The sequence below is a fragment of the Hafnia alvei genome (assembly GCF_900095695.1).
Classification (GTDB): Bacteria; Pseudomonadota; Gammaproteobacteria; order Enterobacterales; family Enterobacteriaceae; genus Hafnia; species Hafnia alvei_B.
Genome location: NZ_FMIQ01000062.1, coordinates 22,710 through 47,372 on the forward strand (window position 1 = coordinate 22,710; position 24,663 = coordinate 47,372).

Annotated in this window: 20 protein-coding genes; 17 read left to right on the forward strand and 3 right to left on the reverse strand. The window is 50.5% G+C overall.

All coding sequences use genetic code 11. The features are described from left to right. Window positions 1-95 precede the first annotated feature (95 nt). Window positions 96-2,669, forward strand: a complete 2,574-nt coding sequence (gene mrcB, locus BN1044_RS16810) for a bifunctional glycosyl transferase/transpeptidase (protein WP_072309658.1) — start codon at window positions 96-98, stop codon at window positions 2,667-2,669. Window positions 2,670-2,850: 181 nt separating this feature from the next. Here mrcB and ompC read toward each other — a convergent pair whose 3' ends face one another. Beyond that, entirely contained in the window at window positions 2,851-3,993 is a 1,143-nt protein-coding gene (gene ompC / locus BN1044_RS16815) for a porin OmpC (RefSeq protein WP_302622580.1), read from the reverse strand. 708 nt (window positions 3,994-4,701) lie between these two features. On the opposite strand from ompC, the gene fhuA reads away from it, so the two are divergent. The 4 genes from fhuA (at window position 4,702) to fhuB (ending at window position 10,678) form a co-directional block, all read left to right on the forward strand. Next, entirely contained in the window at window positions 4,702-6,873 is a 2,172-nt protein-coding gene (gene fhuA / locus BN1044_RS16820) for a ferrichrome porin FhuA (RefSeq protein WP_072309660.1), read from the forward strand. Window positions 6,874-6,951: 78 nt separating this feature from the next. Further along, window positions 6,952-7,749, forward strand: a complete 798-nt coding sequence (gene fhuC / locus BN1044_RS16825; RefSeq protein ID WP_168780221.1) for a Fe3+-hydroxamate ABC transporter ATP-binding protein FhuC — start codon at window positions 6,952-6,954, stop codon at window positions 7,747-7,749. Then, on the forward strand, window positions 7,749-8,678 hold the full coding sequence (fhuD, locus tag BN1044_RS16830) for a Fe(3+)-hydroxamate ABC transporter substrate-binding protein FhuD (RefSeq protein WP_247650270.1): 930 nt from the start codon (window positions 7,749-7,751) through the stop codon (window positions 8,676-8,678). Before fhuC ends, fhuD begins: the two co-directional genes overlap by 1 nt. Beyond that, window positions 8,675-10,678 (forward strand): Fe(3+)-hydroxamate ABC transporter permease FhuB, encoded by a 2,004-nt coding sequence (fhuB, locus tag BN1044_RS16835; protein WP_072309662.1) that lies wholly within the window; start codon window positions 8,675-8,677, stop codon window positions 10,676-10,678. The genes fhuD and fhuB overlap by 4 nt, the downstream gene beginning before the upstream one ends. Before the next feature lie 52 nt (window positions 10,679-10,730). On the opposite strand, the gene BN1044_RS16840 is transcribed toward fhuB, so the two are convergent. Both BN1044_RS16840 and BN1044_RS16845 read right to left on the reverse strand, forming a co-directional pair. Next, on the reverse strand, window positions 10,731-11,513 hold the full coding sequence (locus tag BN1044_RS16840; protein ID WP_072309663.1) for a DUF2076 domain-containing protein: 783 nt from the start codon (window positions 11,511-11,513) through the stop codon (window positions 10,731-10,733). A gap of 147 nt (window positions 11,514-11,660) precedes the next feature. Next, window positions 11,661-12,701, reverse strand: coding sequence for an aminopeptidase (locus tag BN1044_RS16845; protein ID WP_072309664.1), 1,041 nt, complete (start codon window positions 12,699-12,701; stop codon window positions 11,661-11,663). A gap of 374 nt (window positions 12,702-13,075) precedes the next feature. Between BN1044_RS16845 and cysD the strand changes: the two genes are divergently transcribed. The 12 genes from cysD (at window position 13,076) to recC (ending at window position 24,521) form a co-directional block, all read left to right on the forward strand. After that, window positions 13,076-13,984, forward strand: coding sequence for a sulfate adenylyltransferase subunit CysD (gene cysD / locus BN1044_RS16850; protein ID WP_025800261.1), 909 nt, complete (start codon window positions 13,076-13,078; stop codon window positions 13,982-13,984). Window positions 13,985-14,006: 22 nt separating this feature from the next. Beyond that, entirely contained in the window at window positions 14,007-15,446 is a 1,440-nt protein-coding gene (gene cysN / locus BN1044_RS16855; RefSeq protein ID WP_072309665.1) for a sulfate adenylyltransferase subunit CysN, read from the forward strand. A gap of 2 nt (window positions 15,447-15,448) precedes the next feature. Further along, complete coding sequence (gene cysC / locus BN1044_RS16860) at window positions 15,449-16,090, forward strand: adenylyl-sulfate kinase (RefSeq protein WP_072309666.1); 642 nt, start codon at window positions 15,449-15,451, stop codon at window positions 16,088-16,090. A 58-nt stretch (window positions 16,091-16,148) separates the two neighbouring features. Then, the gene (locus BN1044_RS16865) at window positions 16,149-16,475 is read left to right on the forward strand and encodes a DUF3561 family protein (protein WP_043495303.1); all 327 of its coding nucleotides are present in this window, start codon (window positions 16,149-16,151) and stop codon (window positions 16,473-16,475) included. 110 nt (window positions 16,476-16,585) lie between these two features. Continuing rightward, a complete protein-coding gene (locus BN1044_RS16870) occupies window positions 16,586-16,978 on the forward strand; it encodes a FlxA-like family protein (RefSeq protein ID WP_081329609.1) in 393 nt (130 codons plus the stop codon). 210 nt (window positions 16,979-17,188) lie between these two features. Then, window positions 17,189-18,058, forward strand: a complete 870-nt coding sequence (gene lgt / locus BN1044_RS16875; protein ID WP_072309667.1) for a prolipoprotein diacylglyceryl transferase — start codon at window positions 17,189-17,191, stop codon at window positions 18,056-18,058. 72 nt (window positions 18,059-18,130) lie between these two features. Beyond that, on the forward strand, window positions 18,131-18,925 hold the full coding sequence (gene thyA / locus BN1044_RS16880) for a thymidylate synthase (RefSeq protein WP_043495300.1): 795 nt from the start codon (window positions 18,131-18,133) through the stop codon (window positions 18,923-18,925). Window positions 18,926-19,181: 256 nt separating this feature from the next. Then, on the forward strand, window positions 19,182-19,625 hold the full coding sequence (locus BN1044_RS16885; RefSeq protein ID WP_247650269.1) for a prepilin-type N-terminal cleavage/methylation domain-containing protein: 444 nt from the start codon (window positions 19,182-19,184) through the stop codon (window positions 19,623-19,625). Beyond that, window positions 19,616-20,197 carry a prepilin peptidase-dependent protein gene (locus tag BN1044_RS16890; RefSeq protein ID WP_072309669.1) on the forward strand — a complete coding sequence of 194 codons (582 nt, stop codon included), beginning with the start codon at window positions 19,616-19,618 and terminating at the stop codon, window positions 20,195-20,197. The genes BN1044_RS16885 and BN1044_RS16890 overlap by 10 nt, the downstream gene beginning before the upstream one ends. Next, on the forward strand, window positions 20,194-20,661 hold the full coding sequence (locus tag BN1044_RS16895) for a DUF2509 family protein (RefSeq protein WP_072309670.1): 468 nt from the start codon (window positions 20,194-20,196) through the stop codon (window positions 20,659-20,661). The genes BN1044_RS16890 and BN1044_RS16895 overlap by 4 nt, the downstream gene beginning before the upstream one ends. Next, window positions 20,655-21,026 carry a prepilin-type N-terminal cleavage/methylation domain-containing protein gene (locus BN1044_RS16900; protein WP_072309671.1) on the forward strand — a complete coding sequence of 124 codons (372 nt, stop codon included), beginning with the start codon at window positions 20,655-20,657 and terminating at the stop codon, window positions 21,024-21,026. Before BN1044_RS16895 ends, BN1044_RS16900 begins: the two co-directional genes overlap by 7 nt. A 123-nt stretch (window positions 21,027-21,149) precedes the next feature. Next, window positions 21,150-24,521, forward strand: coding sequence for an exodeoxyribonuclease V subunit gamma (gene recC, locus BN1044_RS16905; protein ID WP_072309672.1), 3,372 nt, complete (start codon window positions 21,150-21,152; stop codon window positions 24,519-24,521). The last annotated feature ends 142 nt before the right edge of the window (window positions 24,522-24,663 follow it).

The following is a 24,663-nucleotide window of genomic DNA, read 5'->3' on the forward strand; positions in this document are numbered from 1 at the left end:
GGTGCAGCTATGATGCTGTGCCAATTTCGGAGGTTTCCTCTTCCCCCTTTAGGCGGTGAGGAACAGATTAGGCGCCACTGCCGGAGAACTGAACAATGTCTAGGGATGACGATCGCGAGCCGATCGGACGTAAAGGTAAAAAAGGTGGCAATCCACCATCCCGTAAAGCGGTACCTAATCGCCGTCGCCGTTATGACGACGAGGACGATGATTATCGCGATGATTTTCGTGATACCGCGAACGATCATGACGAATACGAAGAAGATGATGATTATGATGATGAAGAAGACAGAGAGGACGACGTGGCGCGTAAGAAGGTAAAAAAATCGCGTAAACGCAAACTGTTAGGCTTGCTGATCAAGCTTGCGCTGATCGTCTTTGTGCTGCTGGCGATTTACGGTTTCTATTTGGATCAGCAGATCCGCGGCCGCATCGACGGGAAGGTCTGGCAGTTGCCAGCGACCGTCTATGGCCGAATGGTCGATCTAGAGCCGGGGATGTCCTACAGCAAAAAAGAGATGGTGAATTTGCTGGAAGGTATGCAGTACCGTCAAGTGAGCCGTATTACGCGTCCGGGTGAATTCTCGGTGAACGGTAACAATATTGATATGCTGCGCCGCCCGTTTGATTTTCCGGATGGAAAAGAAGGGCAGATCCATGCACGTTTGGTGTTCAGCAACGATCGTTTAAGCCAGATTCAAAATATGGATAACCAGCGCCAGTTTGGTTTCTTCCGTTTGGATCCGCGTTTAATCACCATGTTGCAGTCCCCCAACGGTGAGCAGCGCTTATTTGTACCGCGTAGCGGGTTCCCTGATTTGTTAGTGGATACGCTGATCGCGACCGAAGACCGTCATTTTTATCAGCATGATGGTATTAGTTTCTACTCGATTGGCCGTGCCGTGGTGGCTAACCTCACCGCCGGACGTGCGGTACAGGGCGGTAGTACGCTGACGCAACAGCTGGTTAAAAACCTGTTCTTAAGCAACGAGCGTTCGCTGTGGCGTAAGATCAACGAGGCGTATATGGCGCTGATCGTCGATTATCGCTATAGCAAAGATCGCATCTTGGAACTGTATCTGAACGAAGTGTATCTGGGGCAGAGCGGAAGCGATCAGATCCGTGGCTTCCCGTTAGCGAGCCTCTACTACTTTGGGCGTCCGGTTGATGAGCTTAGTCTCGACCAGCAAGCATTGCTGGTGGGGATGGTGAAAGGTGCTTCGCTGTATAACCCGTGGCGTAACCCGAAACTGGCGTTAGAGCGTCGTAATCTGGTGCTAAAACTGCTGGAAAACCAACAGATCATCGACCAAGAGCTTTACGATATGCTGAGTGCGCGTCCGCTCGGCGTGCAGCCAAAAGGCGGCGTTATTTCACCTCAGCCTGCGTTTATGCAGATGGTTCGCCAAGAGCTACAGCAAAAACTGGGTAACAAGATCAATGATTTGTCTGGGGTGAAAATCTTCACCACGCTTGACCCGGTATCGCAAGACGCGGCGGAAAAAGCGGTGGAAGATGGCGTTCCTGCGCTGAAAGCGGCTCGTCATGTGAACGATCTTGAAGCTGCGATGGTGATTGTAGACCGTTTCAGCGGTGAAGTTCGTGCCATGGTTGGCGGTGCTCAGCCTCAGTTTGCCGGCTTTAACCGTGCGATGGACGCCCGCCGTTCAGTGGGTTCTTTGGCAAAACCACCGACTTATCTCACCGCGCTGAGCGAGCCGGACAAATATCGCCTGAATACGTGGTTAGCGGATCAGCCGCTTTCGTTGAAACAGCCAAACGGCAGCATCTGGCAGCCGAAAAACTACGATCGCCAGTATCGTGGTCAGGTGATGCTGGTGGATGCGTTGGCGAACTCTCTGAACGTACCGACGGTGAATCTGGGGATGGCGGTAGGGTTAGATCAAATCAGCGCGACATTGCAGCGTTTAGGTATTCCTAAAGATGTGATTAATCCGGTTCCTTCCATGCTGCTGGGGGCGATTAGCCTCACGCCAATGGAAGTTGCGCAGGAGTATCAAACGATTGCCAGCGGTGGTAATCGTGCGCCGCTGTCAGCCGTTCGTTCCGTGATTGCAGAAGATGGAAGCGTGCTGTATCAAAGTTTACCGCAGGCACAAAGCGTGGTGCCGCCGCAGGCAGCCTATCTGACGCTGTATGGTATGCAGCAGGTTGTTGCACGAGGGACATCGCGTTCTCTGACGGCTAAATTTGGCAATTACCATCTGGCGGCGAAAACGGGTACCACTAACGATCTGCGTGATAGCTGGTTTGCCGGTGTTGATGGCAAAGAAGTGACGATTGCGTGGGTTGGGCGTGACAACAATGGCCCGGCTAAGTTAACCGGCGCAAACGGCGCGCTGACGCTTTATCGTCGCTATCTGGAAAATCAGACGCCGTTACCGCTGAACTTAGTGCCACCGGAAGGGATCACCACGATGAATATCGATGAGTCTGGCAACTTTGTGTGTAACGGTGGCGGTTCGCGTAGTATCCCTGTATGGACGGAAAATCCGGAAGGTTTATGTGCAGCATCCGCAGCGCAGCAACCGGCTGCTCAGACTCAGCAACCACAAACTGAAGGACAACAGCCCGCGCAGCAGCAACAGCAGCAGCAAAGTAGCGATGGCGTAGCTGGTTGGATTAAGGATATGTTTGGCAGTAACTAACAATATTCTTGCATGAACAAAAAAGGCCTCTCGTCAGAGGTCTTTTTTATTAGATGAATAATGAATAATAAGCAAGGTGGTGAATTGGGTATTAAATTTGCTTGATGATCATTTAATAGACAAATAAAAACGGGTGGCCGAAGCCACCCGCAATATTCATTCAAACAATGAATAAGCTAAATTAGAACTGGTATACCAAACCAACGCCAACAACGTCGTCGGTGTTGATGTTGTTGTTTTTAGCAAAACCATCTTTGTCACCGTCTAGCAAGTTGATTTTATAATCAACATAGGCAGACATATTTTTGTTGAAGTAGTAGTAAGTACCGATATCAACATATTTCACTAAATCTTCATTGTCCCATTTTCCGTTATGTCCAGAATTGCCCTGAAGATCTTTGCCTTTTGATTGCAGGTAAGCAATGGATGGGCGCAGGCCGAAATCGAACTGGTACTGGGCTACAACTTCAAAGTTTTGTGTTTTGTTGGCAATATTGTCGTTGCCCCAAGGCGTCATGTTCAGCGTTTCAGCATACATGGCAGCTAAGTAGATGTTATTTGCATCATACTTGGTACCAATAGTCCACGCCTGTGCTTTACCACCTTTAGCAATTCCACCGCCTAATGACTGATCGTTTGAACGGTCAGAGTTGCTATACGCTGCGCCGAAGGAAACGCCATAGCCGATGTCGTAAGTGGTTGACATGCCGAAGCCGTCACCGTTTTCAGCTGTGAGCCTGCGACCATTATTGGTGCCTTCCTGATTGTTGCTAGAGCTCTCATTCGCGCCTTGATATTGCAGCGCAAAGTTCAGGCCATCAACCAAACCAAAGAAGTTGCTGTTACGGTAGGTCGCTAAGCCGTTAGCACGACCTACCATGTAGTTGTCGGTGTAGGTGTAGGTATCACCACCGAATACTGGCAGCATATCGGTCCACGCTTCTACGTCGTACACCACGCCGTAGTTACGACCGTAGTCAAATGAGCCGTAATCACCGAACTTCAGGCCAGCAAAGCCTAAACGGGTTGCGTTACCGCTGGTTCCACCAGTTGCGCCGCTTTCAGTATGGTTAGCCTGTACGTTATATTCCCACTGGCCAAAGCCTGTCAGCTGATCGGTAATCTGGGTTTCGCCCTTAAAGCCGACACGCACGTAGGTGTTGTCGCCGTCTTGGCCGTTATCTTCAGAGAACACGTGACGGGCATCAACCTTGCCATATAAATCTACTTTATTACCGTCTTTATTATAAACCTCAGCCGCATTTGCCATACCAGCCACTAATAAAGAAGGAATCACCACCGCTAGAATTTTACGCTTCATTATCATTTCCTTGAATTGACGCTTTTGTATTATTCTTATTCCCTATGTTTAATAAGGATTCCTTTTAAAACATCAGCAGGATAATGTGCCTGGTTATTAAAAGACAATATGGTTCATAAAATAAATAACTCATTTTGTGACGAGGGTTATAAATATAATAAATTACAATATTGGTGAGTTATGATTTACTGAAATGTATTATTTTTAATAAGCAATTAGTGAATGTCTTATTTAATTTGATATTAATTTTCATTTATCTAAGTAATATTTAATTGGGAGTTTCGTTTAATTTAAACCAGAGTGCATAGACTTGCTTCAGGGGAGGTCTTCAAGGTAGGTGTAGCTTGGATTCTTGAGATGAAAACAACGGTGAGGTGAATGAATCGGAATAAATAAAATATGGTGCTTATGCAAGATTTTTAAATCTATTATTCATATGGTTTTAATTAAATCATTTATGCAAACCAAATATAACAATCGGATAACTCAGAAATACGTCTCATTCATATTTACCTCGTTTATTTATCCCCACCTAAGATAGTTAAAACCTATTGATTTAACCCTTATCAAAATAAAGGCTATTTTTTGTTCCCTTGACTCCTATAAGGATGAATTTCTCTTGAACTTTACATTTGGTTACGCATAAAATGCGATCTTTATAATAATCATTCTCGTTTGCTTTATTATTTGTCTTTCGCCAGAGAAACCAACATGACTTTACCATCGTTCAAATATTCACAAACCAAGGTTGCAGTTTCTATTGCTGCTAGCTTAGGAATGTGGGCCTCTTTCGCCAATGCGGCTGATACAGCTCAAAAAAATCTAAATGATGACACCTTGGTTGTCACTGCCGGCGGTGGTGTTCAGCAGGAGAGCGCATGGGGGCCTGCGCCAACTATCGCCGCTAAGCGCAGCGCAACGGCAACGAAAACCGATACGCCAATTGAGAAGACGCCACAGTCTGTCTCGGTTGTGACGCGTGAAGAAATGGATACCCATCAGCCTCAGTCTGTTAAAGAAGCGTTGGGCTATACGCCCGGGGTTACTGTTTCTACACGTGGTGCGTCCAATACTTATGACGCGGTAAAAATTCGTGGTTTTGGTTCCGTAAACCAAAACAACTACCTTGATGGTTTAAAGCTACAAGGTGACTTCTATAACGAAGTGATTATTGATCCGTATATGCTGGAACGTGTTGAGCTGATGCGTGGGCCAACGTCAGTGTTATATGGGAAAAGCAGCCCAGGCGGTATTATTTCTATGGTGAGTAAACGCCCAACCACAGAGCCGCTTAAAGAAGTACAGTTTAAAATGGGCACTGATAATCTCTGGCAGACTGGTTTTGATTTCAGTGATGCTTTAGATGACGATGGTGTGTTTTCATACCGTTTGACCGGTGTTGCGCGCTCCAACAATGCTCAGCAGGAAATGTCGAAAGAAAAACGTTATGCCATTGCGCCGTCTTTCTCATGGCGTCCTGATGACAAAACCAACTTTACTTTCTTAGCAAATCTGCAGGACAGTCCTGAAACGGGCTACTACGGCTGGCTGCCTAAAGAAGGGACGGTACAACCATTGCCAAATGGTTCTCGTCTACCGACTGACTTCAACGAAGGCGCACCGAATAATAGTTACTCACTGTCGCATAAGTTGGTTGGCTATAGCTTCGACCATGAGTTTAACGACACCTTCACCGTTCGCCAAAATTTGCGCTACGTTGAGTCTAAGACCTCACAGAAAAACGTGTATGGCACTGGCGTTGATGCGACTGGGCATATGCTAAATCGTGGTACCGTTGTTGATAACGAAAAGCTGCACAATTTTGCCGTAGATACTCAGTTGCAAAGCAAGTTTGCGACCGCAGACGTTCAGCATACCTTGCTGACAGGCGTAGATTTCCAGCAGATGCGCAACGATATTAATGCTTCGTTTGGCACCGCTCCACCGCTCGATCTGTATAACCCTGTTTATTCTGATTATGATTTTGGCAGCGCAGCGCCTTATCAGCAGAATAAGCAAAAGCAAACCGGTATCTACGCGCAGGATCAAGCCGAGTGGAATAACTTTGTTCTGACATTGGGTGGCCGTTACGACTGGCTGACTCAGTCAACTCGCGCTTATCAAGCCAATAACTATACCGAGCGTGACGATAGCCAGTTTACAGGCCGCGCGGGTTTAAACTATCTGTTTGATAATGGCATTAGTCCATATATCAGCTACAGCGAGTCCTTCGAACCTAACTCTGGTGCTGATTTCAGTGGCAAAACGTTCACACCATCTAAAGGCCGTCAGTATGAGGCTGGTGTGAAGTATGTGCCAAAAGACATGCCGATTGTGGTGACGGGGGCCGTTTATCAGCTGACGAAAACCAACAACCTGATGAAAGATCCTGATACATCACATGGATTTGCATCTATTCAGGGCGGTGAAATTCGTTCTCGTGGCGTTGAGTTAGAAGCGAAGGCTGCGGTTAATGCCAACATTAACGTTACTGCGTCTTACACCTACACCGAAGCAGAGTACACCAAAGACTCTACGTTGAAAGGGAATACCCCAGAGCAGGTGCCAAAACATATGGCTTCCCTGTGGGGGGATTACACCTTTAACGAAGGTGCTTTAAGTGGTTTAACGCTGGGTACCGGCGGTCGATTCATTGGTTCAAGCTATGGCGATCCGGCTAACACCTTCAAAGTGGGCAGCGCAGCGGTGATGGATGCGGTGATCAAATATGATCTGGCGCGCTTCAACCTGCCGGGCTCCAGCATTGCGGTTAACGTGAATAACCTGCTGGACCGCGAATACGTAGCTAGCTGCTTCGATACCTATGGCTGCTTCTGGGGCGCAGAGCGTCAGGTTGTGGCAACGGCGACTTTCCGTTTCTAGTAAGATATACACTCAAGGGCGCGGTTATCGCGCCCGTTCTTTTCTGCAAAGAACATAAGACTAAAGGCTATACCGGAATTGAGTAAAACCGCGATCTCCACCTCGTCAACTTTCACTTTGCAACAGGTCAGCTTCACTGTTCCTGGCCGCACATTGCTGCAAAACGTTTCTCTCACTTTTCCTGAAGGCCAGGTTTGTGGCCTGATTGGCCACAATGGCTCGGGTAAATCGACGCTGCTAAAAATGCTCGGTCGCCATCAGGCGGCAAGCGTTGGCCAGATTTTGCTGGGTGATAAACCGTTGGCTGAATGGGATAGCAAAGCGTTTGCCCGTGAAGTGGCCTATCTTCCTCAACAGCTGCCCGCGGCTGAGGGAATGACGGTGCGTGAGCTGGTGGCCATTGGTCGCTATCCTTGGCATGGTGCGCTAGGGCGCTTTCGCAGCGAAGATCGTGAACGAGTGGAAGAGGCTATTGCCTTGGTCGATCTTAAACCGTTGGCAGGGCGTTTGGTTGACAGCTTATCCGGCGGTGAGCGTCAGCGTGCATGGCTGGCGATGACGGTGGCACAAAATAGCCGCTGTTTATTACTCGATGAACCGACATCGGCTCTAGATATCGCCCATCAGGTTGAAGTGTTGGCCCTCATTCAACGCCTCAGCCGTGAGCGTGGTTTAACCGTGATTGCGGTTTTGCATGACATCAATATGGCCGCACGCTACTGCGATTATTTGATGGCGCTGCGCGGCGGTGAACTGATTGCTCAAGGTACGCCTGCTGACATTATGCAGGGCGACGTACTGGAAAAAATTTACGGTATACCGATGGGGACGCTGCCGCATCCAAGCGGTGGTGCGCCGGTGAGCTTCGTCTACTGATGTCAGATTTAATGCGTGATCCCAACTCTCCTGATTTTGGCCGTCGTCGTCTGATTACGGCGCTGGCGTTGTCGCCGTTTTTGCTTCCGCTATCGGTGCAGGCCTCTGCGCTGACCAGTACGACCTATCCCGATCTCAATCGAATTGTGGCGCTCGAATGGCTGCCGATTGAGCTTCTGCTGACGCTCGGTATTACGCCGCTTGCCGTGGCCGAAATTGCCAATTACCGCCTTTGGGTGCAAGAGCCTGAATTGGCACCGACGGTTATCGATCTCGGCAACCGCACAGAGCCGAATATGGAGCTGCTGCAACAGATTGATCCATCGCTGATCCTCTATTCCGATGGATTTGGCCCCTCCGTGGCGAAAATGCAAACCATTGCACCCGCGATGGGCTTTTCCTTTAACGATGGCTCAGGTCTGCCGCTGAAACTGGCTAAAAAGTCACTGCAAAATCTGGCGGAAAAACTGGGTGTGCCTGAACGCGCTAGCGCGCACCTCGCGCTATTCCAACAGCGGTTGGCACAAAGTAAACAGCGCCTAAGCGCGTGGGACAATACGCCACTGTTGCTGTTTACATTGTTAGACGCCGGACATGCTTTGGTCTTTGGTAAAGGCAGCATGTTCCAAGAAGTGATGGATGAGCTGGATTTAAAAAATGCGTGGACGGGCGCTACCAACTTTTGGGGCAGCGCGATCGTTGGCATTGAACAACTGGCGACGGTTTCCCCGCAGGCGCAGGCCATTTTCTTCAGCCACGGTAATGACGCATTGTTTGCTCAGGTACAGAAAACTCCGCTGTGGCAGGCGCTGCCTTTTGTGCGAGGCCAAAAAGTGATCAGCCAGCCGGGCGTGTGGTTCTATGGTGCCACGCTCTCCGCGATGCGTTTCTGTGATTTGCTGGAGTCTGCGTTAGGAGCGAAATCATGAACGCTAACGTAAAAGCATCTCAGGCTAAATTCAGCCTGTGGTTGATCCCGCTGTTGCTGGCATTGCCTGCGCTGGGATTAACCCTATTCAATCTGCATCACCAGCTGCCGTTTAATCAATGGTGGCAGGCCGCGACCGCGCCAGATATGGATAATATCCAGCAGGTCGTGATGCATTACAGCATTCTGCCACGCGACGTTGTTTCTTTGTTGGTGGGTGCTGGGCTTGGCCTTGCGGGGCTACTGTTCCAGCAGGTATTAAAAAACCCGTTGGCGGAACCTGCCACGCTGGGGGTTTCCGCTGGTGCTCAGTTTGGGGTAACGGCGGCGGTGCTATTGGCCGTTTCGCCCGAAAGTTGGATGATGCAGTTGGCGGCTCTGCTGGGCGCCGTGCTGGTAGCGCTTATTGTATTTGGCCTGTCGTGGGGTAAACGCATGTCTCCGGTGACGCTGATTCTGGCGGGGCTGGTGATGGGGCTGTACTGCGGTGCACTGAATTCCCTGATGGCGCTGTTTAATTACGAATCCCTACAGGGCATGTTTGTGTGGGCGAGCGGGGCCCTAAACCAACACGATTGGCATAACGTGACTGAGCTCGCTCCTCGTTTGCTGGTGGCATTACTGCTTTCCGCTTTGCTGATTCGCCCTTTAACGCTGCTTGGATTAGACGACGGGGTGGCTAAAAATCTGGGGCTCGGCTTAAGCAGTGCTCGTTTAGCTACCCTCGCGCTGGCGGTGTTAATTAGCGCACAGATGGTGAATGCCGTGGGCGTGATTGGTTTTATCGGCCTATTTTCGCCGCTGTTGGCGCGCATTTGTGGCGCGCGTCGATTATCTCAACGCTTGTTGATGGCGCCTTTTATCGGCGCTTTGCTGCTGTGGCTCACCGATCAGGTGGTGCAATGGCTCGCCGTGGTTTGGCACGAAATTCCAACCGGCTCAGCCACTGCGCTCATTGGCGCGCCGGTACTGCTGTGGTTATTACCGAAGCTGCGCACCAACGGCAATATGCCGGATATGAACCAAGGCGACCGCATTACGCCAGAACGTCACCATCTGTGGCGTTGGATGGTCATCGGCATGGTTCTACTGGCGTTGGCTCTGGCCGTGGCTTTGCTGTTTGGCCGCGGCAGCGAAGGTTGGTACTGGGCGCACGGCGCTCAGATTGACGCGCTGATGCCTTGGCGCTGGCCGCGTGTGGTGGCTGCTTTGGCCGCGGGAATGATGCTAGCCGTAGCAGGAACCATGATCCAAAAGCTCACCGGTAACCCGATGGCGAGCCCTGAAGTGTTGGGGATTACGTCGGGTGCAGCCCTTGGCGTATTGGTGTTGCTGCTGTTGGTTCCGGGCAATGCGTTTGTATGGCTACTTCCGGCGGGGAGCCTCGGCGCTGCGCTGACGTTATTGTTGGTGATGATTACCTCGAGCCGCAACGGATTTTCCGCCCAGCGTATGTTGTTGGCAGGGATTGCGGTGAGTACGGTGTTTAGTACGCTGGTGGTGATGGTGTTGGCAAGCGGCGATCCGCGTACCGGCATGTTGCTCACATGGTTGGCAGGCTCGACCTATGGCGTAGACAGCGCGCAGGCGTTACGTACCGTGGGCGTTGCTGTGGTACTGATTGCGGCAACGCCGCTGTGCCGCCGTTGGCTCATGCTATTACCTTTAGGCTCGGTAACGGCGAAAGCGGTGGGCGTCGCGCTGATGCCTTCGCGCGTCGCCATTCTGTTGATCGCATCGGCGTTAACCGCTGCCGCGACGTTAATGACCGGGCCGCTCAGCTTTGTTGGCCTGATGGCGCCTCATATGGCGCGAATGTTAGGTTTTAAACGAGCGATGCCACAGTTGATGGTTGCGGCGCTAATCGGTGGTTTTCTAATGATGTTTGCGGATTGGTGCGGACGGATGGTGATGTTCCCTTATCAAATCCCTGCCGGTTTGCTAGCAACGTTTATTGGCGCGCCGTACTTTATTTTCTTGCTGCGCAAGCAGGGGAAATAAGCGAATACAATCCGCCGCGCCATGCGGCGGATATGATATCTAGCGGATAGTTTTAGAAGAACGAATCATCGTCGTTGTTATTGTAGCCGTCGTCATCGCTACCAAAACCTGAATCGAAGAACCCGCTGTCTTGCCCATTCTGATTTGACGCATCATCCTGCCAATCCGCATTTTGCAGATCGGGCTGCATGATATCTGATTGAGTTGCATCAGCTTGTGCCGCATCAGGCTGAGCAATCGTATTTTCCTCAACCACGTTCACGATCTCTTCCGGCCGGCTATTGTGGAACATGCCGGTCAGCATATCCGCGATCACTACGCCACCCGCAACACCAGCTGCCGTTTGCAATGCGCCGCTTAAAAAGCTGCTGCCGCCACGAGAGGCCGCAGGCGCATAACCGCTATTCGCATTGTTGGCATACTGATTATTGGCGTATTGATTGTTGGCGTATTGATTATTGGAATAGTTTGCCGCGCCAGGAATGGGCAGGCTTCCGCTGTTTGATACGGCGGCAGGACGTGACTCGGTTGCATTGGTGCTGCCACCGCCGAACAAGCCCGCTAAAAAGCCGCCGCTGTTCTGTTTCGGCTGGCTCTGTAGCTGAGTCACCTGTTGCTGCAGAGCATTCACCTGATCGTTTAAACGCTTAATCGCCGCTTCTTGTACCAGCATCGCTTGAGCCATGTAATAAGGCGCCGCAGGCTGTTTGGCGATATATTCCTGAATCAAACGCTCGGCCTGAGCATCCCTCGGCCCGCTGCCTGCTTCAGCCTGTTGAAGGCGAGAGAAAAGGCCAGAGATAACGCGTTGCTCAACGGATTGTTCATCAGACATAGAAACCTCAACAAATATTGATGCCAAAGTGGCGCTAAAACAGATCAATCTGGAATAAATGTAATGCCCATTCATTAAAGATCAATATGGCTTAACGCTTTGTCACAAAGGCTGCGGTTTCTATACAGATGACGTTATCACTGAAAACTACTTAGCCACCTCTTCCACCAGAGGCAGTAAAATTCTCACGCTGTCTCGGGTACGCGATTTGATACGCCCGGGCAGGTGTTTATCTAAGTACTGAAGATTGTCATATTGCGGCTGGTGCCACGTGGTGCCTTCTGGGAAATGCGTATTTTTGCTGGTTTGTTGATAGCCGTCTTTTTTGCCCAGAGACCAATTGCTGGCTTCAACCGCGAGCACTGGAATATTGGCCGCATCGAACGGCATTTGATCTGAGCAACAACCGGTGCCTTTCGGGCTATGTTCGCCATGACCGTTGTTAATGGCGGCGCTAATACCAAAGCGCTTAGCAAGCTTAAGGGCGCGGTCGCGGGATTTCTCGGCGATGGATTTCGGCGTGTTAGCACCGCTGTGGAAGTAGAGTTTATCGCCGGTAATCAAAGAATCGAGATTGATAACTAACAGCGTATTGTCTTTGTCGGCTTTGCTCATTCTGCTGAGATAGTTTTCAGCCCCTTTACTCCCCAACTCCTCGGCGCTGAGCGCAAGGAAGCGAATAGTGGCCTTGGTTTTTACGCTGCGCAGACGCTCGGCAAGCTCCAACATCACGCCAACGCCAGACGCATTGTCATCTACACCCTGCAACGTTAATCCGCCAAGATTATGGTTCACATCGCTGTCGCTCATTGGGGTATAGGTATCAAGATGCGCGACGATTAAGATCTGTTTGTCGGTGCTGCCGGGTTTCACCGCAATCACTGACGTGGCGTTCACGTTATGCCAATCTTTTTTACCTTCGCTTGAGGTATACACATAGCGGGTTTTGAAATCTCTTAAGTCGCTCTGATAGCCCATGTTTTGGAAACGCTGATTAACATAGTCCGCCATCATTAGCTCGGCGGGGCTACCTGCCATGCGGCCGGGGAAGTAGGTCGAGATATGTCGTACTTCTTGTTCGGCTATTTTACCGACGGGCTGATGGGTAATACCTGCGGCTGAAACCGCGAAACTGCTGCTTAGACATAGCGCTGCGCAAACCAGTTTAAGTGAACGGCAGGAAAACATGGGTAAAGCGTCCTTAGCGCTGCTGAAAACCAAAAACGTGTTCAACAGCGTGATAATTGGGATGATAAATCAGTGCGGCTAGTATGGAGTCTTCGCTCTTATTACACAATTTCTAGCGCTCCTAAAATTTAAGGAAATGTTTACTTCCTTAATCTTGCGCCGCCTCAGCTGGCTGCATATTTCTTTCGGTTATTTCAAATACCTTTTCGTCATTTCATTTGGGCAAAGCTGACACCTTATAGTGCCCCTATCCTGCGTTTTTGAAGTTACCGCTGCGCTCACTCCGTTTGATTTGCTGTAACTCCAACCCTCTTGGATAAATATCCGATGTGCCAGTGTGGCCTTCGGGAGAATTTCTGGCTTAAGGATCGTCCATGGATAACCAAAGACTGACTCACTTACGACAGCTCGAAGCGGAGAGTATTCACATCATCCGCGAAGTCGCTGCCGAGTTTTCTAACCCTGTCATGATGTACTCCATCGGCAAAGATTCTTCGGTGATGCTGCATTTGGCGCGTAAGGCATTCTATCCGGGGACGCTACCGTTCCCGCTGCTGCACGTTGATACCGGCTGGAAATTCCGCGAAATGTACGAATTTCGCGATCGCACCGCCAAAGCCTACGGATGTGAACTTTTGGTGCATAAGAACCCAGAAGGCGTCGCGATGGGCATCAGCCCGTTTGTTCATGGCAGCGCCAAACATACTGACATCATGAAAACCGAAGGCTTAAAACAGGCGCTGAATAAATATGGTTTTGATGCCGCCTTTGGCGGTGCGCGTCGTGATGAAGAAAAATCACGTGCCAAAGAGAGAATCTATTCATTCCGCGACCGCTTCCATCGCTGGGACCCAAAAAACCAGCGACCTGAGCTGTGGCACAACTATAACGGTCAGGTGAACAAAGGGGAGAGCATCCGCGTCTTTCCGCTGTCAAACTGGACTGAACTCGATATCTGGCAATATATCTACTTGGAAAATATCGATATTGTTCCGCTTTATCTGGCAAAGCCGCGCCCTGTTTTAGAGCGTGACGGCATGCTGATGATGGTGGATGACGATCGTATCGATCTCCAGCCGGGGGAAGTGATCAAGCAACGCATGGTTCGATTCCGTACTTTAGGCTGCTGGCCGCTCACCGGCGCGGTGGAGTCTCAGGCGCAAACGCTGCCTGAAATCATCGAAGAGATGCTGGTTTCCACCACCAGCGAGCGTCAGGGAAGAATGATCGATCGCGATCAGTCTGGCTCGATGGAGCTGAAAAAGCGCCAAGGGTACTTTTAAGAATTCGTAGAGGACGAGAACCATGAGCCAGATGATTAACCATTCCATTGCAGACCAAATTGCTGAGCAAGGCGGGGTGGAAGCTTATTTACAGCTGCAACAAGATAAAAGCCTGCTGCGTTTTCTCACCTGCGGCAGCGTGGACGATGGTAAAAGCACGCTGATTGGGCGCTTGCTGCACGATACGCGCCAAATTTATGAAGATCAGCTAACGACGCTGCACAGCGACAGCAAGCGCATTGGCACGCAGGGCGAGAAACTCGATCTGGCGCTGCTGGTTGACGGTCTTCAGGCCGAGCGTGAGCAAGGCATTACCATTGATGTTGCCTACCGCTACTTTTCGACGGAAAAGCGCAAATTTATTATTGCCGATACCCCAGGGCATGAGCAGTACACCCGTAACATGGCGACCGGCGCATCAACCTGCGATTTAGCCATTTTACTGATCGACGCGCGCAAGGGCGTTTTGGATCAAACTCGTCGCCACAGCTTTATCGCTACGCTGCTGGGTATTCGCCATCTGGTGGTGGCGGTGAATAAAATGGATCTGCGTGACTACCAGCAGGATGTGTTTGAGCAAATCAAGCAGGACTATCTCAGCTTTGCCGAGCAACTGCCCGGTGATTTAGCGATTAAGTTTGTGCCGCTTTCCGCGCTTGATGGCGACAATGTGGCGACACAAAGTGAGGCCATGAGCTGGTATCACGGGCCAACCTTATTAGAAATTTTGGAAACCGTTGATGTGGTACACGACGCTGAAAAGCAGCCGCTGCGTTTTCCCGTGCAGTACGTAAACCGTCCGAATCTGGATTTTCGCGGCTATGCGGGAACGCTGTCCGCAGGCGTACTCAGCGTGGGGCAGCAGGTGAAGGTATTACCGTCAGGGGTCACTTCGCGCGTTGCTCGGATTGTTACCTTTGATGGTGACCTGCAAAGCGCCGTACCCGGAGAGGCCATCACGCTAGTGCTGGAGGATGAAATTGATATCAGCCGTGGCGATCTGATCGTGGCCGCTGATGCGTCAATTCCTGCCGTGCAGGGCGCGACGGTCGATGTTGTCTGGATGTCTGAGCAGCCGCTGAGCCAAGGGCAAAGTTTTGATATCAAACTCGGCGGCAAGAAAACCCGCGCTCGCGTGGAGCGAATTGACTATCAGGTGGATATCAACACGCTCACGCAGCGTGCGGTAGAATCTTTGCCGCTCAATGGCATTGGCTTGGTTGAACTCACCTTCGATGAACCGCTGGTTATCGATAGCTATGCGCAAAACCACGACACCGGCAGCTTTATTTTTATCGATAGGCTCACCAACGTTACCGTAGGGGCGGGGCTTATCCGTGAAGCGCTGACATCATCACAAACCAATACGGCTGATTTTAGCGCTTTTGAAATTGAGCTTAATGCTTTGGTCCGTCGCCACTTCCCACACTGGGGTGCGCGCGATTTGCTGGGTGGAAAATAGCGGTGACTGATATCAATTTATTACAACCAGCTACTGAAAGTAACGCCTCTAACCCTGATATCGTCTGGCATGAACATGCGGTCAGTCGCGAGAATCGCGAAAATCTGCATGGACATCAGGGCGCGGTGATTTGGTTTACCGGGCTTTCGGGCTCGGGAAAATCATCGGTTGCCGGAGCGTTAGAGCAGGCACTGCATCAGCTTGGGGTGAGTACATACTTACTGGATGGTGACAATGTGCGGCATGGCTTATCGCGTGACCTTGGTTTTAGCGACGACGATCGTATCGAGAATATTCGCCGCGTGGGCGAGGTCGCTAAACTAATGCAGGATGCGGGTTTGTTAGTGCTCACTGCATTTATCTCTCCTCATCGCCATGAACGCCAAATGGTGCGCGAACTGTTACCGGAAGGGCGTTTTATCGAGGTCTTTGTGGATACGCCACTCGCCGTGTGTGAACTGCGCGATCCCAAAGGGCTATACAAAAAAGCGCGTGCGGGTGAGATTAAAAATTTCACTGGAATTAGCTCGATTTATGAGCCTCCTGAGCAGCCTGAAATTCACCTAAATGGCGAACAATTAGTAACAAATTTGGTCGCACAAATGTTAGACGTTTTACGCCATCACGCTATTATCAAACCCTAGTTATTGTTGCATTACATTTATTCCTTTGGTGAATGTAATGATTATTCAGGGTCGATATATGCTAATAAACGCCGCCAACATTCCCGCTGACAAGAAAAAGTCATTGGAGAAAGAAGAGCCTTCCTACGCCTTTGCCGGCGGGGTATTGGGCTTTTCTTTCTATTGGTTGGCTTTTGTTCTGCCCTTTATCGTCTATGGTCTGAATACCCCTTTTTTCCTGCTCTACACGTGGCCGTTTTTTCTGGCTCTGATGCCCATTTCAGTGCTGCTTGGCATTGGTATCAACAAGCTGGTGTCGGGGCGACTGCTGATTAGCGTGCCGTTGTGCGGGGTGCTGGTGGTGATGTTGTTCTGGCAAACCTTCTTGTTGCTGACAGGCTGGTAACTCCTGCCGAGTACGGCAAAATTCTCTACTCAGGTTTTTTCCTCTTACGCCGATAACTCAGAGATATTTTAAAAATATCTTTGGGTTAGTTGTTACAGAGGATAATTACTATGGCAAATGTATCTATCACTATGTCGGTTCCCGCTGCGGGTGTTTCGCCCGCGTTAACCGGCAGCGGCGAAAGCGTTGGTAGCGGAAGCGGCAGCACCGTTGGGGCGAGTACGTCGGGAGGCGGTTCTGACCGTGTCCAACAGCTGATGAAACAAATTCAGGATCTTCAGCAGCAGCTGCGCGATTTAGCGAGTTCGGGCGGCTCACCGGAAGAGATTAAAAAGCAGCAAGAGCTGATTCAAAACCAAATCAAAGCGTTACAGGCCGAAATCGCACGTATTCGCCAGCAAGAGGCGGAGCAGGCGCAGCAAAGCCAGTTGGATAAAGTGGGTAAAACCGGTGACGGCGTTAACCGCCCAACCGATGAAAATCAGATTGATGTTTATATCTGATTTTTTGGCAAACCTGTCATCTCTGCTGATGAAATGACGGGTTTTCCGCTGCAAGATGATTAACGGTTTTACATAACTTTTCCGCAACCTCAAGCCCGCTCTATTTCTTTCCTATGCTATCATGCGCAACTTGCCTTCCCGCTGATATCCCAATGCCTTTTGGTTTAGGGAGTGATAGGGAATAAATATTCGATATTGTCGTGGTGATAGATGACGAGCTATCTGCATTTTCCTAGTTTTGACCCAGTAATTTTCTCTATTGGGCCGGTGTCTTTACATTGGTATGGCCTGATGTATCTGGTGGGCTTTGTCTTTGCTATGTGGTTGGCCGTGCGCCGTGCTAATAAGCCGGGAAGTGGCTGGACAAAAGACGAAGTTGAAAACCTGCTGTACGCCGGCTTCTTGGGGGTATTCCTCGGTGGTCGTATTGGCTATGTGCTGTTTTATAATTTCTCGCTGTTCCTTGAAAACCCTCTTTATCTCTTCAAAGTTTGGGATGGCGGCATGTCGTTCCACGGCGGATTGATTGGTGTCATCGTGGTGATGCTGGTATTTGCTCACCGCACCAAACGTAATTTCTTCCAAGTATCAGACTTTATTGCGCCGCTGATCCCGTTCGGCTTGGGCGCTGGTCGCTTAGGCAACTTCATCAACGGCGAACTGTGGGGCCGTGTGAGCACCGATACACCGTGGGCTATGCTGTTCCCAAGTTCTCGTAGCGAAGATATTCCTTTGGCCGCTACCAATCCACAGTGGCAAGAGATTCTCAACCAGTATGGCGTGCTGCCGCGCCATCCGTCTCAGCTGTATGAACTGCTGCTTGAAGGCGTGGTGCTGTTTATCATTCTGAATCTCTTCATCCGTAAACCGCGCCCGATGGGCAGCGTGTCTGGATTGTTCCTGATTGGCTATGGCGCATTCCGTATCATCGTTGAATTCTTCCGCCAGCCAGACGCGCAGCTCGGTCTGTTTGATGGCGTGATCAGCATGGGGCAGATCCTTTCTATCCCAATGATTATCGCGGGTGTGATCATGATGATTTGGGCGTACCGTCGCCCTCAGCCACAGCAAACTCTTTAAATAACGTTCCATAGCCTGCTGCGGACGATCACGCCGCGGCAGGTATCAAAAGCATAAACGTCGTGAGGTGACATGAAACAGTATCTGGATTTAATGAAAAAAGTGCTCGCAGAGGGAACACAAAAGGCCGACCGCACCGGAACCGGCACTGTGTCCATTTTTGGGCATCAGATGCGTTTCAACCTGCAAGAAGGCTTCCCGCTGGTCACCACCAAACGTTGTCATTTACGTTCCATCATTCATGAGCTGCTGTGGTTCCTGAATGGTGATACCAATACGGCTTACCTGCGCGAGAATAACGTCACTATCTGGGACGAGTGGGCAGACGAAAATGGCGATTTGGGCCCGGTGTATGGCAAACAGTGGCGTGCTTGGGGCGCGGCTGATGGCCGTCAAATTGACCAAATCAGCAAAGTTATGGAACAGCTAAAACAAGATCCAGATTCACGCCGCATTATCGTATCGGCTTGGAACGTGGGTGAGTTAGACCAGATGGCGTTGGCGCCTTGCCATGCGTTCTTCCAGTTTTATGTGGCAGACGGCAAACTCTCCTGCCAGCTGTATCAGCGTTCTTGTGACGTATTCCTTGGCCTACCGTTCAATATTGCCAGCTATGCCTTGCTGGTACACATGATGGCGCAGCAGTTGGATCTGGAAGTGGGCGATTTTGTCTGGACCGGTGGTGATACCCACTTGTACAGCAACCACATGGAACAAACGCAGCTACAGCTCAGCCGCGAGCCTCGTGCGTTGCCTAAGCTGGTGATTAAGCGTAAGCCCGAGTCTATTTTCGATTATAAATTCGAAGATTTCGACATCGAAGGCTACGACCCACATCCAGGGATTAAAGCACCTGTTGCGATTTGATATCGCGTTATTTGCTCTGAAAGCGCCAGCCATTGTGCTGGCGTTTTTTTATCCTTTTTTACCGTAACTTTCGTCCTTATTACTGCTTGGTTTTGCGTGGTCCATCGCAAACTCCGATGCACGTTTCACTGCGCTATCAAATTGACTGCGGCGAGTATTCCTAAAGCTTTTCGTTCTGCTTTTCCTTTCTAAAATCGGTTTTATAGTCATCTTCCTATCAGGCAGAGATTAAGGGCTTACGATGGAATGGTCACGGATGAGTGGATTTACACTGCTGGAAATGATGGTGGTGATGCTGCTGGTTTCAAGCATGGCGCTGTATGGTCTTCATGGATTCAGGCAGCAGCATATGGCGCTTCAGCTTGAGCAGGCGGGGCTGGCGTTACTGACTTTTTTACAACAGGCGCAACGGCGTGCGTTTGCTGAGAATAGTACGGTGCAAATTGAGGTTAACGCCGAGCAGCGTAGCGTGGGGATACAGAATACGTCACGAAAATATTTACCTTCCTCACCGGATATTGCTGTCGCCTCTCAACTGACTAAAAACTCAGGGTTTTACGGCGTACGTAATAATGCTTTAGCGGGACATATCGATCTGAGCAATCTGGCTGGAACGGTTAGCATTATTTGGTCTGCGCAGGGGCGTCTGCGGCTGTGCGCGCAGCCTCAACGACTGTTAGGAATACCGTCATGCAACTAAATCATCAGAGCGGTATGACGCTGCCAGACGTTCTGGTTACTTTGCTGCTATCGAGTATTGTCCTGCTATCAAGTAGCCAAATTATGGTCATGCTGAGAGCAAGCAGCGTTCGAACTCAACGCTGGCAACAAATACAAGAAAATATGACCCAGTTGCTCGACCGTGTGGATAAAGATCTCACCCGCACCGGTTTTTGTGCGCGAGGTTGCTTGGTGCCTGAGCCTAAAATTTCGTCTGCGGAGGGAGAAGCCGCCAACTCGTGTCTCATTCTGTTTTACGATCTGAACGGCAACGGGCGAATCGAACTCGCCCCGCCAGCTAACGCGGACTCATTCGGCTACCGCCTACGCAACGGTGCCTTAGAAATGGCGCGCGGTATTCAGCAATGCTCGGGAAACGGTTGGGAAAAGGTATCCGATGAAAGGGATCTTAACGTTTCGCTGTTTAAAGTGATCCCGCTATATCGCGGATATGAAGTACTGCTGGGATTAAGGCGACTAAAGCCCCCGTTTATGGCTGAACAGCAATCGCGTTTTATTCTGCCTGAGAATGGCCGAGTGATGAGCAAATGAATTTAGCGTATAGCCATGAAAACCCTCAGGCGGGCAGCATGCTATTGCCTTCGATACTCCTGATGCTAAGTTTGTCACTGCTGGTTGTTGGGGCGCAACAGGGGCGCCTGGAGTTACAGGTTCAGAACCTAGGCTATCAGCAGCAGTTCAAGATGCTTCGCCAACAGGCGGAGTCAGCGCTGGAGCTGGCAATAATATCAGACAAATGGCCGACGCCGCTGACCGATGTTTGCCAAACCTCAGCACAGGCTACCGTGTGTTTCAAAGCGATCGGTGCAGAAATTGGCATACTGTGTTCAGCCGCGAAAACGAAAACCCACGGGTTAAAAATACAGCGATTTAGCTATGTGAGTATTGAAAATACGGTGGGTATGCCGTTGGCCTTACCGGCAACGCCAAGGATATTAAGACTAGCTAGGGGCTGGCTTGATTACCCTCCGGCCGGTAGCGAAAATTTATGCTAACCACATCAGGACAGAAAGGGCATAGTCAGTCTGGTTTTGGCCTGATTGAGGTCATGGTGAGTATCCTCTTGGTCTCTGTTGGTTTTCTCGGCATGCTGCACTACCAACAATGGATGACGCAGGCACAAATGAGATTGTGGCAACAGCAACGCGCATGGCAGTTCAGTGAGCAGGCTATCACGCTGTATCGAATGGGCGTTCCCGTAGCGGAGATTTCGACACGGTTGTCTCTGCCTAAATCATGGCAGTTGGAGGTCAACATTGAGCAACAGGCGAAATGTGAAATAATTACCGCCAAGATCTCCGCGCCGCTGAACATCCAAGCAAAGCTTGAAAGAACAATCTGCGAACAGTTGACCGAGTGAGCGAGCGCTAATGATTTCCTCCTTACCTGTGACAGGCTAAAGTGTGTATACCCTGCATACTTGAAGCTGCTTCAGCGTTGGCTACGTTTGTTACCCGCCAAAAACTGAGTTATCGGAGAAAGCATGTTTACTGTTTATCACTCGAATCAATTGGATCTGCTTAAGCAACTGATCGCGGCGCTTATTGAAGGCCAACCTTTGCAGAATCCTTTTGAGCAAGAAGTGATTTTGGTACAAAGCCCCGGTATGGCTCAGTGGCTACAGATGGAGTTAGCCAAACAGTTTGGTATTGCGGCGAATATTGAATTTCCCTTACCCGCCACCTTTATTTGGAATCTCTTTACTCAGGTGATGCCGGGTATTCCCAAGGAAAGCGCCTTTAGCAAAGATGCAATGACCTGGAAGCTGATGTGGCTGTTGCCACAAATGCTAGAGCAGGAAGCCTTTGCACCGCTGGCGCGTTACCTTTCTGACGATGAAGACCGTCGTAAACACTTTCAACTGGCCGCTCGTGTGGCGGATCTGTATGACCAATATCTGGTGTATCGTCCCGAATGGCTACAGATTTGGGAGCGCGGTGAGCGTATTGACGGGCTGGATGAAGCTCAGCAGTGGCAGGCTCCGCTTTGGGTTGCGCTTAAAGAGTACACCGCGCAGCTCAACCAGCCTGAATGGCACCGCGCCAATTTATATGAACGCTTTATTCATACCCTAGAGCAATCAACTGAGTGTCCCGCAGGTCTACCTAAACGGGTCTTTATCTGTGGAATTGCGGCGCTGCCGCCGGTATATCTCGATGCGCTACAGGCGCTGGGCAAACATATTGATGTGCATCTGATGTTCACCAATCCGTGTCGCTATTACTGGGGTGATATTCAGGATTATGCCTTTCTTGCCAAGTTACAGAGCCGTAAACGGCGTCATCATATTCAGCGGCAACAAGAGATCGAACTCTTCCGCGATCCGCAAACCGCGTCTGAGTTATTTAATCCCGACGGTGAGCAGGAGCTAAGTAATCCGCTGCTGGCATCATGGGGAAAACTGGGGCGCGATCACATGTATCTGCTGGCGCAGCGTGAACCACAGGAAGTGCACGCGTTTGTTGATTTAGCCCCCGATAACCTACTCAAGCGCATCCAGCACGATCTGTTGGAATTGGAAGATCATGCCCAAATTGTCGATCGACCCGATCGTTTAGAAAGCAGTAACGGCAAGCGACTGCTGGATCTGGGCGATCGCAGCATTAGCGTTAATCTATGCCATAGCCCCCAGCGTGAAGTTGAGGTGTTGCACGATCGGCTACTGGACTTGTTTGCCGAAGATCCTTCGCTCACCCCGCGCGATGTGATTGTTATGGTCGCGGATATCGACAGCTATACGCCGTTTATCCAAGCCGTATTTGGCAATGCTCCGCGCGAGCGTTATCTGCCCTTTGCCATTTCTGACCGCAGTGCGCGACAGGCGCATCCGATAATTCAGGCATTTTTAACCTTACTAGAGCTACCCAATAGCCGGTTTACCTCCGAGCACGTTTTAACTCTGCTTGAGGTTCCAGCCTTAGCCGAGCATTTTGGTATTGGCGAGGAAGGGCTACGTCGTTTACGCCACTGGGTGGATGAATCCGGTATTCGCTGGGGTCTGGATGATGACAACGTGCGTGAGCTCGATCTTCCGGCAACAGGCCAGCACACGTGGCAATTTGGTTTAACCCGCATGCTGTTGGGCTATGCCATGGATAGCCGCTGCGGTGACTGGAACGGGGTTCTCCCTTACGACGAATCGAGCGGCCTGATTGCCGAACTGGCAGGCCAGCTAGCAGACTTATTGATGAGGCTCAGCGAGTGGCGCACGCGCCTGAGTGGTGAATATCGAGTACAAGAGTGGCAGCCGTTATGCCGTGAGATGCTCAATGAATTCTTCGTTCAAGATAGCGAAACAGAAACCGTTCAGGCATTGATTGAGCAACAGTGGCTAAAAGTGATTGGCTACGGCATCAGCGCCGAGTATCCACAGGCCATTCCGCTCTCCATACTGCGTGATGAGTTGGTTTCACGCTTGGACAATGAACGCATTAGCCAGCGTTTTCTGGCGGGACCGATTAACTTCTGTACGTTAATGCCAATGCGCTCCATCCCTTTCAAAGTGGTTTGTCTGCTTGGCATGAATGATGGCATCTATCCTCGCACTATTGCACCGCTTGGTTTTGACCTGATGGCAAACAAAGTGCAGCGCGGTGACCGAAGCCGTCGAGACGATGACCGTTATCTGTTTCTTGAAGCGCTGCTTTCCGCGCAGGAACGCCTGTATATCAGCTATATAGGCCGCTCGATTCAGGATAATGCGCCGCGTTATCCTTCGGTGCTGGTCAGCGAGTTGATGGAATATATTGCGCAAAGCCATCATTTACCGGGTGATGAAAAACTTGATGTTGATAGCAGCGCCCAGCGAGTGATGGGCTATCTACAAATAGAACATCCTCGCGTGCCTTTTGCCGCTGAAAACTATGTTAATGATAGCGAAAGCCAGAGCTATGCTGCCGAGTGGCTACCTGCGGCGCAGCGCATCGGTGAGGCTCACCAGACGTTTGCTCAGACGCTGCCGCTAGAAGATATTTCGATGGTGACACTCGACGATCTCATGCGCTTTTATCGTCATCCCGTGCGTGCCTTTTTCCAAATGCGCCTCGGGGTAAACTTTATTTTAGAAGAGACGGAATTGCCGGATGAAGAGCCGTTTACGCTCGATAACCTCAGCCGCTATCAGCTTAATAGCCAACTGTTAAACCAACTCATTGATGGCGAAGATCCCACCGCGCTATTTCGCCGTGTTCGCTCGGCGGGAGGCTTACCGTACGGGGCTTTTGGCGAGATCTACTGGGAAAAGCAGCAGGAAGAGATGCAAGAAGTTGCTGCCAAGGTTCGAGAATATCGCACCTCGGGACACAGCATCGAAATTGATGACGTGCTGGACGGTGTGCGGCTAACCGGCTGGCTGCAACAGGTACAGGATAATGGTTTAGTGCGCTGGCGGCCTGCGGTATTGGGCGCGGTAGACGGCATGGCTCTTTGGATTGAACACCTTTTTTACTGCGTTAGCGGCGGTGAAGGCGAAAGCCGTTGCTTTGGACGTCAAGACTCGGCCTGGCATTTTGCCGCGTTGAGCAAAAAAGAGGCTGAAAAAGCGTTGCTGCCCCTGATTGAAGGGTATCGCCAAGGCCGTAGCAGCCCGCTATTGCTGCTGCCCAAAACGGGTTGGGCGTGGCTGAATAACTGTTTCGATAAAGATTCGGGCGCTGTTAACTGGGATGAACAAACTCAATCTAAGGCACAAATGAAGCTACTGCTGGCATGGCAAGGCGACCAGCGGGTGATAGGAGAAGGCTCCGATCCCTATATTCAACGCGTTATGCGTACCATGGACGAGAAGAGACTGCGCGAAATTCAGCAACTGGCTGAATACTATTATTTGCCATTAGCGCGGAGTAATTTGGCCTGATGGTGGTCAAACCGGTGTGATTTTGTAAGGTTGAATTTGCGTGAACGCTAAGTCTGCCTTAACGTGGTATTAACTTTTAAGCTGAAACGGTATCTCAATCGCTCTATTTTTCAGCATTATACTATCTGTCGCTGACAGTATT

Coding starts and splice junctions, on each gene's coding strand:
- mrcB (WP_072309658.1), top strand. CDS start 96: ATGTCTAGGGATGACGATCGCGAGCCGATCGGACGTAAAGGTAAAAAA.
- fhuA (WP_072309660.1), top strand. CDS start 4,702: ATGACTTTACCATCGTTCAAATATTCACAAACCAAGGTTGCAGTTTCT.
- fhuD (WP_247650270.1), top strand. CDS start 7,749: ATGTCAGATTTAATGCGTGATCCCAACTCTCCTGATTTTGGCCGTCGT.
- fhuB (WP_072309662.1), top strand. CDS start 8,675: ATGAACGCTAACGTAAAAGCATCTCAGGCTAAATTCAGCCTGTGGTTG.
- BN1044_RS16840 (WP_072309663.1), bottom strand. CDS start 11,513: ATGTCTGATGAACAATCCGTTGAGCAACGCGTTATCTCTGGCCTTTTC.
- BN1044_RS16845 (WP_072309664.1), bottom strand. CDS start 12,701: ATGTTTTCCTGCCGTTCACTTAAACTGGTTTGCGCAGCGCTATGTCTA.
- cysD (WP_025800261.1), top strand. CDS start 13,076: ATGGATAACCAAAGACTGACTCACTTACGACAGCTCGAAGCGGAGAGT.
- cysN (WP_072309665.1), top strand. CDS start 14,007: ATGAGCCAGATGATTAACCATTCCATTGCAGACCAAATTGCTGAGCAA.
- BN1044_RS16865 (WP_043495303.1), top strand. CDS start 16,149: ATGCTAATAAACGCCGCCAACATTCCCGCTGACAAGAAAAAGTCATTG.
- BN1044_RS16870 (WP_081329609.1), top strand. CDS start 16,586: ATGGCAAATGTATCTATCACTATGTCGGTTCCCGCTGCGGGTGTTTCG.
- lgt (WP_072309667.1), top strand. CDS start 17,189: ATGACGAGCTATCTGCATTTTCCTAGTTTTGACCCAGTAATTTTCTCT.
- thyA (WP_043495300.1), top strand. CDS start 18,131: ATGAAACAGTATCTGGATTTAATGAAAAAAGTGCTCGCAGAGGGAACA.
- BN1044_RS16885 (WP_247650269.1), top strand. CDS start 19,182: ATGAGTGGATTTACACTGCTGGAAATGATGGTGGTGATGCTGCTGGTT.
- BN1044_RS16890 (WP_072309669.1), top strand. CDS start 19,616: ATGCAACTAAATCATCAGAGCGGTATGACGCTGCCAGACGTTCTGGTT.
- BN1044_RS16895 (WP_072309670.1), top strand. CDS start 20,194: ATGAATTTAGCGTATAGCCATGAAAACCCTCAGGCGGGCAGCATGCTA.
- BN1044_RS16900 (WP_072309671.1), top strand. CDS start 20,655: ATGCTAACCACATCAGGACAGAAAGGGCATAGTCAGTCTGGTTTTGGC.
- recC (WP_072309672.1), top strand. CDS start 21,150: ATGTTTACTGTTTATCACTCGAATCAATTGGATCTGCTTAAGCAACTG.